This is a genomic window from Flagellimonas beolgyonensis, from assembly GCF_003992615.1.
Taxonomy (GTDB): domain Bacteria; phylum Bacteroidota; class Bacteroidia; order Flavobacteriales; family Flavobacteriaceae; genus Flagellimonas; species Flagellimonas beolgyonensis.
The window spans coordinates 350,905-363,129 of record NZ_RZMY01000006.1; the positions used below are offsets into that span (position 1 = coordinate 350,905).

A 12,225-nucleotide genomic window follows, 5' to 3' on the forward strand; every position below is an offset into this window, starting at 1 on the left:
GGTTTGGTTATGTAATTACAATAAAAAAAGGGGCGCCGAACAAACATCCGATCGCCCCAACCTCGAAGATTACATTTTCTAATTCTTATGCATATTTTCCATCCAATACAGCAGATAAGGAATATTGTACGCGTGGGTCCAACCAAAAACGCGAAGGCCTTGATTTGTTTCCCAATTGGTAAATCTCTTTTCACTTTTAGGCAAATTGGAAATCTTCACCAAATCATCGCTGAATTCCTGTGCATTGGCATAATCCTGCGGATTTTTGGGCAACACTCCAATTTTAAGGACATTGGCCCGAGCCAATGCTTCATTGAAGTAGACCATTTCCCCACTTATCTCATAGCCGAGCAATAACGGATAAATGGTGGCCAAATAGGATTCCATTTCATGGTTTAGTGGAGGAACATCCCTGACCCATCTGGCATGGTCCAAAAGGGCTTTACGAACTTTCTCATCTCCCGTAATCTGCTGGTACTTGTACAAACCTTGGGCCACATAGGTTTGGGCATAGCCATACCTATCGAGCAAAAGGTTACCGCCCTGACGTTCCTGGAACTCCAACATCAATCGTACTCGCTCATCCAATTCCTTCTTGTATTTTTCAAGTTTGGTGGCATCATACAGTTCCACCAAATTCAACACTGAGAGGTATAATCGCCTTCCTCGAAGATCATGCTCACCCCAAATTCGTTTCAGATAGGTATCGCCGGTCATTTTGGCGACTTCCAGCGCCCGATGATCGGCAGACAGGTAGTAAGAGGCAATCCAACCCTGTATCCAAACATGGGCACTAAGCAAGGCATACCAATGCTCGTTTGCATGTCGTCGCCCTATACCCAGATAAGGCGTTGATTCTGGTTCATCTTCGTAGTTCCAAAAGTCAATGGCATCGTTGATCTCTCCAAAATATGTACGTTTTTTGGGCCAATGTATGTTGTCCACATCCATCGTATGCCGGCTCATGGCCTGTGCCAGATTAAAATACTTTGGGTCTCCTGTCCTCATAAAATTGGTCCAAAGCATAAAGTCCACAGTAGGCTCGTTATTGGTCCATTGTACCCAGTTTCCATTGAAAAAATAGGTCTTACCATCGCCATAATCGAACATTCCGTACCACGGTTCGTGTTTTTGATTGTAAGCCCACCACTCGAATTTATACTGCATTGCATTTTCAAACTCAGGGTACTGCGTTGAAAAGGGCGCCATATTGCCATAAACTTTGGAACCTGTATACCATTCCGGAGATGCATGGGCGACCGGGGCATCCAAAACATAATCCATTTTTTGACCTACCGAATCAGCTTCCTCACTGTTATGGAAATAGTAAATGAACTCCGTGGTCTTGGTGATTCCTTGGGCAAAATTATCCAACATTTCTCCGTCGGGTTCAGTATTGTGCCTTGCAAAACTCATGGGGCCATTGTTTTTGGGCCAAATGCTTCCCACCAACGTTTTGGTTGTTGGATCCATCTCAATTCCTTTTGGATATTCCTTCAAAAAATTCTTGATACCTACCCCAACTCCACGCTTTCCATCAGAGACGTTAAGCCATCCTTTGGCCCTCTGGGATTCGGCGACTTTTTCGTCTCCTTTTGTAATAGTTGCTCTGAATGTGGGGGTATCTCCCTTACTTTCCTTGTTATCCTCTGTTTTAAACCCGTTCCGATAAAGGCTTCGTAAACTTGTGCTTTCCTTTCTATCGGGGCCCTGCTGTAGCAATTCCACCGGAGTTTGTCCGTTTATTGCCACTTCTTGCATTACAGCACCTGAGTCGGAATCCAACCAGCTTCCTTTGAACATAGGCATGGTAACGCTGACATCATCATCCAAATGGTACTTGAACTGTAGTCCACAGGCTGCAATTTGATCATTTGGCTGTGTCCAACCCATATCGTCCTCAGTATCTTCCGATATTATTTTTTTGTTCTGTGTGGCTATGTTGGCATGTTGCCCCTCCTGCTGTTTGTGCTTATCCGGTACACCGGTATAGGTCATGGTATGCAACACCTTGATGTAGCTTTTTCCGGCATAGGCATGTAACCAAAGGGTAAAGGGAGAAAGATTGTTATCGGGACGATCATAGGTATAGGTACCTTCCACCCTAAATATGGAATGCATTGGTCCGGAACCTTTTTCACGAAAGACCTCATTGATCACTGCTTTTGACGAATCTACCCCAGCATCGTCCAATAGATCTAAAAACGAGCCCCTGTTCTTTTCTGGCGAGGTGGCTATCAATTCATCTTCTTGAAATTCCCTGTCATTATTGGAATCCAGATATACCTCATCCAAAAATCCATTACCCTTTTTATGAATGGAGAAGGAAATCGGTCCTGTATTGACATCGATACCTCCTTGGGGCCTCATATTGTTCATTGAAACAATCTTTTCTGTGGGCAACATGGGTACTACATCTTCGCCGTATTCCAAAATATAATCGGAACCTTCTTCAGCGAAAAAGAAGACCCAAGCCCATTTGATACTGTTATCCAATGGTCCCCAATTGGTCACCTCTGTGGTCTGGCAGGGAATTTCTTTACCGTCTGACGTAAGTAACCGTACATGGTCTACCGATTGTAGTTCCCCTTTGGGGAAAGGTATGCCCAAGGTAACAGGAGCACCGAGCTTGTTATTCTCAATGGTGATGGCAACTTGTTTACCAGGTTTGGCTGGTGTACAAGATTTCAATATGAAACATGCCAGCAATATTAGTGTTACTATTCTCATTTTATAACTTAGGTTATTCAATTACAGACAAAGTGCAGCTGCACCCAACTCGGGCGAATCCACCAAATCTGATGTTTCAATTTTAAAATGTTCCAATTGTTTTTGATAGGCGAAAGTGTCCAATGCGGATTGCAACGACTTTTCAAAAAAAGTGTAGGCACGACTTATGGATCCACCAAGAATTATGGCTTCGGGCGCAAACATGTATAGGATGGCCTTGATGGCCTCTCCCAAATGCACACCATACTCTCCAAAGGCCATTAAGGCGGTGGAATCATTCATCAAGGCCTTTTTATACAACTCCTTGGCAGATTGCCCATACTTCCCATCAAAAAAGAAGCTACCTGCATAATGCTCCAAAATTTTGTCTTTGTACGGGAGCATGCCCACCTCTCCTGCTCCACACAAAACCCCATTGTAGAGCTCGTTGTTAATGATAATGCCCATACCGAGTCCAGTACCCAAGGAAAGGGCCACACAGTTTGCATGGTCCATGGCCTTTCCAAAATATTTTTCACCCAACGCAAAGCAATTGGCGTCGTTGTTTATGTGTGCGGGTATTTGATATCTGTCCTGAATCAAATCCTTCATTGGAACTTCTTTCCAAGACGGAATGTTCTGTACATCATACACTACACCGGACTCCGGATCCACCACGGCGGGGACACCTATGCCAATGGCTTCAATGGAATCGGTTATTATTGTATCGATTGCATCGTAAAGCTTTTCCAAGGAAACTTCCACAGAGTCGCTGGGATCAACGTCGATAATATGGCTCTTAAGGACCTCTCTTCCCTTAACCTTGCCCAATTTTATCTTGGTCCCACCAATGTCAATCCCCAATATTTCCTTCTCCATGATCACTTTTCTTTTTTTAGACTTATTGTCTTATTGTTGACCAATGGCTTGGCCCAAAATCCTATGGTAAAAATGAAAGCCAAGGGAATCAGCAAAAAGAACATACCGGATCGTAATGTTAACAGCTCGCCCAGTCCTCCCACTATGAAAGGAATAACAGCTCCGCCCGCTATACCCGTACAAAGAATGCCGGATAGCGAACCGTGATGTTCCTTTACCGAATTGAGCGCCAATGAAAAAATGATGGAGTACATGACGGATATAAAGAATCCTACCATGGGAAAACCGATGAGAGCCATTTGGGGCGATCCCGTCAATGCCAAAACAAGACTGCCAATGGTAATGGCCGTAGCCAAAATCAGTAGTTTTCGGCTGTCCATAAACTTCAACAGCAGCAGGCCCAGCAGACATCCTACTGTTAACATGGCCCAAAAGTAGGATACAGTGTCCGCGCCAATAGTCTGTGGATCTAGATCATGATACTGATAAAGGAACTGTGAAATCCAATTGCCCACTCCCTGCTCTGTTCCCACATAGCAAAAGATGCCCAAGAAATATAGAATGGTCCATTTGTTCTTCAACAAGTCCCAATAGGATCTCTTATCACCAGCCTGTTCATCTTCTTTCTTTTCAAACTTGGGATATTTGGTGACAAGTACATAAACAAAGAGCAGCATGGAAATAGCCGCAAAAACGATATAAAGAGATGCCCATGGCAAATTTTGAGGCACCCAACCACGTAATACTTCTGCGATTGTTCCACTTGTTGAAGGCTTATTATTGACCAAATATTTATAGAGGTAAGGACTTAAGAACGAGGCAGCCCCAAATACCAATTGTGCCAGCACCGAATTGAACGCAAAGTGCTCTTCTCCCCCGGCCACCCGAAGCATGGGATTGATGATGACCTGTAAAACGGCCATACAACACCCCAAGGTAAACAGGGTTATACTGAACACTCCGTATTGTGGAAATAGGGCAAAACCCAGGGAAGCAAGCGCCATGACCAAAAAAGACAAGGAAAGTAGGGTTCTCTCACTATACTTTTCGGTTAGGAATCCAGCGGGAATGGACATAATTCCATACGCAATAAAGAAAGTGAAAGGCAAGAGTCCTGTTAATGTTAGGCTCAGATCAAAACTATCCTTTACATCCACAATGATCGAATTCAGAATATTGGTAATGAACGATATCACAAAGAACACGATCATTACCAAGGCAATCAGGTGGATATATCTTTTGGTCTTGGGCTTGCTGGTCTCCATTTAGTGGTCGGTTATATTTGTTTGGATTTTCCTGGGTGGTCAGTGTATTTTATTTTGACCCCAACATGGGGAACAATTCTTTGATCTCAGCTTCGGTGGGTTGTTTTCCATATTCACAGATTTCGAAAAACTCCACTTGCTTCACCTTTGAAATATCGGCATTGGGATACCATTTTTTCACCACTTCCAAGGTGCTGGCATCTGGTTTTCTGTTCATCCATTTATCTTTTAACCAGGCCAACCTTTCCTGCTCACCGGTGGGTATGGTGGATAGATCGGTGCCATTGGTCCAAGGCAACCATTCGAACATTTGGGAATCGTGGGCGGCCAGTCCCTTAACCTTGGTGTCGATAACATCGTCAACTATCACGGCAATATCCTTTTGGAACGGATAGGGCTTTTTAAAGTGATCACTCATATAGAGAAATACCGGGTTCTTTTTCAAAGGTGGGGTATCCGGTGCCACGTTGGGCACAATGTTCATATAGGCGGCATCCTGAACAACGGACCCTGCATTTCTATGGTCTGGATGATAATCGTTTGGTCTAAGACCCAACACGATATCGGCGTTCCAATCACGTATTCTTCGGATTACCTCCAACCTCACGTTCAAAGTTGGAAACAATTCACCATCGTGGTTGTCCAACACTTCATATTCCGCAATGCCCAGGGCCTTTGCGGCATCCTTGGCCTCTTGTCTACGTTTTTTTGCCAACGGGCCTCCGCCCATACTCTGATGGCCTGCATCGCCATTGGTAAGGGCCAAAAACTTAACATTATGGCCCATTTTGGCAAACAAAGCCGCCGTTCCCCCAAACTTGGAATCACAATCATCAGGGTGCGCCCCGATGGCAATGATGTTGAGTACTTTTTTTTCTTGCGCCCCCACTATTGCAACGGCAAAGCATAGGCAAAATGTCAATAGTAATTTTCTCATTTTATAAATGGATTTATTCATTGTTTTATGGCAATTGGTTACCTGGCCGTGTCTTTGGACACCACCGTCTTTCTGTTTCATTATCAGTTGTGATCAGCCTCTTAAAATGCCCATAGATTCATAAGTAGGCGTATGGTATGGGACCTCGTCAATCAAACAATCACAATTATGAAAACAATCTTTGGTCGCCTTTTGCGCGATTATTAATTCTGTACAAAATTTGGATTGATGTCCATTTCCCGTTGCGGAATAAAAAAGTATTCCCTGGTACCGGTAATGAAAGGTTCGGCCTCGATGATCTTGCCAACTGCGCCAAAACGCTTTAAATCTGGCCATCTATGGTTCTCAAATGCCAATTCCACCCTTCTTTCATGGAGCAGTTTTTCCTCGAAAGTGCCAGGTGTGGCAGCATCAATATCTGCCAATCCAGCCCTGTTCCTTACTTCATTGATCAGATCATAACTTTCGGCGGTCTCACCCAAAGCTTCGGCCAACATCAACAATACATCGGCATACCTGAACACGACAAAGTTGATGTCCGAGTCGTTTTCAATGGCAAGGTCGGATTGGTATTTTTTGATATACCTGGCCTCTACCACTTCGCCTTCAAGATTCACATAGGAATCGCCCATGGAGGCATCGTACCTCAAATCGCCCGCCTCATAGGCTTCCAACATGGAAACGGTAGGACGGTTTCTGCCAAAACCGGAACCGGTCTGCAAATCGGTACTGGGTGAAAAATCGTTGGTAAACAGACTTCCCTGTCCAATACCTCCGCTGATGTACTGTACCTCAAATATGGACTCGGCGTTGTTTTCGTTGGAAACACCCCATAAATTGGCATAATCGGGCAACAATTCATAACCGTAGTTGGCAATGATGCGTCGCAATACGGTTTCTGCTGCCGAATTATCGCCCAGGGTCAACAATACTTTTGCAAGCAAAGTTGCCGCTGCACCTTTGGTGGCCTTACCTACCAGACTGCCCGAATACGAAACAGGAAGCAGTTCTTCGGCTTGCATGAGGTCAGTTACCAGCTGTTGCAATACGGTATCCTCGTTTACCTGTACCAATTCGTCACCAGATACAAATGGCTCCAATTGCAAAGGAATGTTTCCAAAAGCAATGGCCATGTGGTAATACACCAAAGACCTAATGAACAAAGCCTCGCCCGTAACCCGGTTCTTGGCAGCTGTTTCCATTTCAACGTTTGGAATGCGGCTTAGAATCACATTACAATTGGCAATCACTTTATAGGATTCGCTCCAAGCTGAGGTTACCTGTTCGTTCAAAGCATCTTCGGTAAAGGAATTGATTTCGGTGTATTGCCTGGCCAAACCTGTTGCGTCGGGACCTTGGTCGGTATTGTCGCTCCGCATTTCAAACATGGTCCAATACCCACGACCATATACGCCCGTGCTCTGAAGGCCTGCATAACTTGCATTTATGGCTACCTCAAAATCATCGGATGAATTGTAAAAGTCCGCCTCATTTCTATTGGAAATGGGTGCCAAATCGGTAAAATCTTCACTACACCCCATGATCATGGAGGTACAAAGCATTATATATAGAATTCGTTTCATTTTTCCGTTTTTTTAGGTTAGAACTTTAGGTTTAAGCCGACGGTGAAGGACTTGGTCAATGGAAATGCACCATAATCCTCCCCAGGTGTTAAACTGCTGGTGGTTATATTACTAACCTCTGGGTTGTATCCCAGATAATCGGTGATGGTAAAAAGATTGGTCCCTGTTACATAAAAACGCAGTCTTTGAATCTTGTTTCCAAACAAGTTATCGGTGGGCAACGTATAACCCAGGGTCACGTTACGCAAACGCACATAGGAACCATCTTCTACCTGAAAAGATGAAGGTCTGTTATTGTTGCCATGGTTACCGGATTCCCGATCTGCCCTTGGTACACTGCCATTCCCTGGATCTGATGGTGATCTCCATCGTTCATTGAAAATGGCATAGGAATTAAAATTCGCTTCACCATTTTTCATGTGGCGCGATGTTAGGTTCAATATCTCATTGCCCTCCACGCCTTGGATCAAGAAACTAAAATCGATGTTCTTGTACGTAAGCCTGTTGTTCACCCCCCAAGTGAAATCAGGAAAATAACTACCTGTTACCGTCCTATCATCCGGAGTGATCTGGCCATCACCATTAATGTCCTTGAACCTAAAATCTCCCAAACCGGGGTTCGGTGCCTGTGTGTCTACAGGTGCATTGTCCAAATCGGCCTGAGTTTGGTAGATGCCATCCACCACATAACCGTAATAACTACCAATCGGATCGCCAACACGGGTTACGTGGCGCACACCGGCACTTCCCGATGAATAGATGGGCTCGTTGTCCTCGTTCAGGGAAAGTACTTCATTTTTGTTGGTGGCAAAATTGATATCGGTATTCCACGTAAAGTCACCAACAAAGTTTTTGGTGCTCAATGCAATTTCAAATCCTCTGTTTTGAACCTCACCCAAATTACGGAGCGTGGTTTCAAAACCAGAAACGGAGGAAATAGCCACGTTCAACAATAGGTCCCTCGTTTTGGTATCGTAATAATCGGCCAAAAGGAATACCCTGTTATTGAACAAACCAAGCTCAACCCCTATATCCACTTGCTCTGATTTTTCCCAAGTCAAGTTCGGATTGGGAATGGTACTTTGCACCAAACCATTGATTTCGTTACCGCCAAGGTTGTAGTTTTGTGGGGACAACAATCCCACTGCACCATAGTTAGGGATTTCAAAGTTCCCTGTCTGGCCCCAGCTCATTCGCAGCTTCAGTTCTGAAATGGTCTCGGAATCGGCCAAGAAATCTTCCTCGTTCAAACGCCATCCCACAGAAAAAGAGGGAAAGTAACCTGTTTGGTTATTTTTACCGAACCTTGAAGATTTGTCAGATCGAATGGTTCCTGTAAAAAGGTATTTGTCCTTGAAGCTATAATTGACCCTAAAAAGGGAAGACAACAACGACCATTGCTCTTTTACCGAAGTACCACCGAACACCTGTCCACCACTTATGGTTGGAACAAGATCATCAGGATAATTGTTGGCAAGCACACTTTTCAGTGCCAAATTGTCTTTTTGGGCGGTATATCCCAAAACGGCATCGATGTAGTGATCACCGAATTCTTTTTTCCAGCTCAATGTATTTTCCCAAAGCCAGTTGGTCTCTGTTGATGAAGATGCCTGACCATATGGGTTTCCATCCGCAGAATTTCGGAATAACAGGGTGTTGGCCCTGTAAAAATCTTGGTTGAAAAGGTTGATGTAGACACCTCCAAATGTTTTGAAGCTCAGTTCTGGTAAGATATCATAGGTCAAGCCCAATGTTCCCCTAGTCTGAAACTGAAAAATTTGATCGTCCACCGCTTCAATGATCGCCAATGGATTACTGGCCGTTGTGGTACCACCTCCCAAGTAGGATTGGTTGTTCAACTGGTTAATGGTGCCATCCGGATTGTATGGACTCACTGTTGGAGAATGCACAATGGCCGAGTATACGATACCCGGGGGTGTCGCAAAATAAGGGGCCGAAGCCGGTACCCTTTGGTTTTCGGTCACCGTCGGCGCCAATCGCAGATCCAAGTTCAATTTTTCAGTGAGCTGCGAATTTAGGTTCAACAACACCGAATATCTTTCAAACTTCGATTTTTCAATGATTCCTGTTTGGGAAAAATAACCCGTGGAAGCATAAAAGCTTGTTTTGTTACGCACAGGCGAGGCATAGGAGAAATTATAGCTCTGAACGATTCCGGTCTTGAAGATCAAATCTTGCCAATCGGTGTCCGTACCATCCCAGTTTACAAAGGATTCGGGCAATTCATAGTTAGCGTTGCCCCTATCCCCTGGTCCTATGGGATCATCTATGGAAGCACCGGGCACTGAAGCCAAGTAGTTATTGTTCCGTGCATCCCTGGTAAAGTCAATAAGCTCCTGTGCATTCATCAGATCCAATTTATTGGCCACGGATTGCATACTTACATAGGAATCAAAAGAAAAGATACCTTCTTCAGAATTAGATCCCTTTTTGGTGGTGATCAACAATACCCCGTTACCACCCCTGGAGCCATAAATGGCCGCAGCACTGGCATCTTTCAACACCTGAATGGATTCGATATCGTTGGGGTTCAACGTCGCCAAAGGGTTAATGGTCGGTGGCTGAAAAGCGGCACGTCTATTGGAAACACCCCCCAATTGACTTGACGAGGTCAAATTCCTTGAAATTGGAATACCATCGACCACGAACAACGGATCGTTACCTGCCGAGATAGATCCGGAACCCCTTACCCGAATGTTTGGGGCAGCACCCGGTTCTCCGGAAACCTCCTGTACCTGCACCCCGGAAACTTGCCCGATAAGGGCACCTTCTGGTGTAAGTGCCGGTACTTCAACAATGGTCTCAGGTGTAATGGAAACTACCGAACCGGTAACTTTGGTCTTTGCCAAGGTACCATACCCCACTACAACAACCTCTTCCAAAGCTGCCGCATCTTGTTGCATGGTTACGGTTACGGTTGTAAGTCCAGCAACGTTTACCTCTTTTGGTCTGTACCCAATATAGGTCACCTGTATCACCGTAACCCCTGCGGGCAATGTCATTTCAAAATTTCCGTCGAAATCGGTGGTGGCGCCAACTGAAGTGCCTTTGGCAATAATTGTTGCTCCTGGCAATGGAACCCCAGCTTCATCCAAAACAGTGCCCGAAAGGTTGGATTGTGGATTGTCAGGTTCAATCTTACTTTTCGGGGTCAACGACGGAAGCGCTCCTTCGGTCTGTTTTTTAACCACAATCTGTCGGGCTATGACCTCGAAGGTGAGATCTGTTCCTTTAAATACTTCTTTTAAAAAATCTTCTATACAAAGATTGGACTTGTTAACGGTCACCTTGCGGTTTAGGTCCACCTCTGTGGCTTCATAAAAAAACTTGTAACCCGTGTACTCCGTGATTTTATCGAACACAGTGCCCATCTCTTGGTTTTTGATGGTCAATGCAACAACATCATTCTGTTCGCATGACATTTCCGCGGCGTACCCAAAATTACAGGTCAGCAACAGCACCATACTGTAGAGCATCGCAAAGCACAGCTTATGTGCTTTACAGCAGCTAAAATTGGTTTTTCTCATAATGAATTAGTCTAGTTAGTTAGTATTTGTTTTTTGGTCCATTGGTTTAAGTTCAAATCATAGGCACTCTATTGTTTATTAGGTTTTATCATTATTATCTTTCCTTGTTTCTCGTAACTAAAGTTGGTGTGGGCCTGGATTGTCCTCAACACATGATCTATATCCTCCACATCGAACATACCGGTAAACCTTCGCTCACCCAATGTTTCATTTTGATTGACAATCTGAATGTTATATTGTCGCTCCAACCTTTTTATGATCTTGGTCATTGCTTCGTTTTCGAAGGCCAAAATGCCCTTGGTCCAAGAAATGTATGGGGTTACGTCTACGTTTTCCAATACAAAGCCAGTATCGGATTCCGCGCTTTTGGCAAGTTTTTGGGAAGGCTCCATCATCTGAAGACCTGCTTTTTCATCTGAATTTGGCTTGCCCACCCCAACAGATCCTTCAACAAGGACCACTTCTTCCGTACCATCCTCTTCGTAAGCGGCAACATTGAACACGGTTCCAAAAACTTGGGTATACATACCTTTAGTTCGAACTATAAATGGCTGCTCAGGATTTTTTGCCACTTCGAAAAAAGCTTCTCCGTTGAGTTGGACCACTCTTTGGTCCATACCTTCAAAACTATTGGGATAAACCAGCGATGATCCAGAATTCAGCATCACCACCGATCCATCTTGAAGCGTTACCGACAGTTTCTTACCGTAGGGCACCCGCAAAATGTTTTCCTTACCTATTTCTTTTTCGTCGGTAACACTTTCTTGACTCAAAACTCCATGAACCAAGGATATCACTGCATTCCCTGTTTTGCTTTTTAGGGTAACATCGGTATCCGGGTCCAAACTGATCACTTCACCGTTCTCCAGTTGCAGCGTGATCATGTTGGGGTCAATTGGAGGGGCAATGTTATCCTGTACATTCTTTTGGGTAAAGAAAAACAAGGAAGACGCAACGATCACCACAACGGCTGCGGCATATTTCCAAACATGTGGTCTGGCAATAATGGATCGCACTCCTTTGGATTCGTTCTTTTTAATAGATCTTAAAAAATCTTCGAAAGCCGCTTCGGAATCCCAGCTCTTATCTTGGTAATTGACCAAAAAATCGGCCTGAACAAACTTTTTGAACACTTCATCATTGTTTCCCTTCTTTACCCATTCATAAAGAATGGAAAGTTCCTCTTGGGTCGCTTCATGGTTGATATACCTGATAATTATTCTTCTGATATCGAGCTTGGTCATTCGAATTAATTTAACTCTACAACCAACAGACGTAGGTTTTTACAAAAACCCTTACTCAAA

Annotated in this window: 7 protein-coding genes; all 7 read right to left on the bottom strand. The window is 44.3% G+C overall.

Features of this window, described 5'->3' with window-relative positions; translation table 11 throughout:
• Positions 1-78 precede the first annotated feature (78 nt).
• Positions 79-2,730, bottom strand: coding sequence for an exo-rhamnogalacturonan lyase family protein (locus EO131_RS05260; protein WP_127019610.1), 2,652 nt, complete (start codon positions 2,728-2,730; stop codon positions 79-81).
• Positions 2,731-2,751: 21 nt separating this feature from the next.
• Positions 2,752-3,588 carry an ROK family protein gene (locus EO131_RS05265; protein ID WP_127019612.1) on the bottom strand — a complete coding sequence of 279 codons (837 nt, stop codon included), beginning with the start codon at positions 3,586-3,588 and terminating at the stop codon, positions 2,752-2,754.
• Between the two features lie 2 nt (positions 3,589-3,590).
• Positions 3,591-4,853 carry an MFS transporter gene (locus tag EO131_RS05270; protein WP_127019614.1) on the bottom strand — a complete coding sequence of 421 codons (1,263 nt, stop codon included), beginning with the start codon at positions 4,851-4,853 and terminating at the stop codon, positions 3,591-3,593.
• Positions 4,854-4,902: 49 nt separating this feature from the next.
• A complete protein-coding gene (locus EO131_RS05275; protein ID WP_127019616.1) occupies positions 4,903-5,790 on the bottom strand; it encodes a PIG-L deacetylase family protein in 888 nt (295 codons plus the stop codon).
• Between the two features lie 203 nt (positions 5,791-5,993).
• Positions 5,994-7,373, bottom strand: a complete 1,380-nt coding sequence (locus tag EO131_RS05280; protein ID WP_127019618.1) for a RagB/SusD family nutrient uptake outer membrane protein — start codon at positions 7,371-7,373, stop codon at positions 5,994-5,996.
• A gap of 17 nt (positions 7,374-7,390) precedes the next feature.
• Positions 7,391-10,921, bottom strand: coding sequence for a TonB-dependent receptor (locus EO131_RS05285; RefSeq protein ID WP_241243795.1), 3,531 nt, complete (start codon positions 10,919-10,921; stop codon positions 7,391-7,393).
• Between the two features lie 68 nt (positions 10,922-10,989).
• Entirely contained in the window at positions 10,990-12,165 is a 1,176-nt protein-coding gene (locus EO131_RS05290) for a FecR family protein (RefSeq protein ID WP_127019620.1), read from the bottom strand.
• Positions 12,166-12,225: the final 60 nt, after the last annotated feature.

What these genes read in the sequence shown, in the direction of transcription:
- EO131_RS05260 (WP_127019610.1), bottom strand. Translation starts at nt 2,730, where the DNA reads ATGAGAATAGTAACACTAATATTGCTGGCATGTTTCATATTGAAATCT.
- EO131_RS05265 (WP_127019612.1), bottom strand. Translation starts at nt 3,588, where the DNA reads ATGGAGAAGGAAATATTGGGGATTGACATTGGTGGGACCAAGATAAAA.
- EO131_RS05270 (WP_127019614.1), bottom strand. Translation starts at nt 4,853, where the DNA reads ATGGAGACCAGCAAGCCCAAGACCAAAAGATATATCCACCTGATTGCC.
- EO131_RS05275 (WP_127019616.1), bottom strand. Translation starts at nt 5,790, where the DNA reads ATGAGAAAATTACTATTGACATTTTGCCTATGCTTTGCCGTTGCAATA.
- EO131_RS05280 (WP_127019618.1), bottom strand. Translation starts at nt 7,373, where the DNA reads ATGAAACGAATTCTATATATAATGCTTTGTACCTCCATGATCATGGGG.
- EO131_RS05285 (WP_241243795.1), bottom strand. Translation starts at nt 10,921, where the DNA reads ATGAGAAAAACCAATTTTAGCTGCTGTAAAGCACATAAGCTGTGCTTT.
- EO131_RS05290 (WP_127019620.1), bottom strand. Translation starts at nt 12,165, where the DNA reads ATGACCAAGCTCGATATCAGAAGAATAATTATCAGGTATATCAACCAT.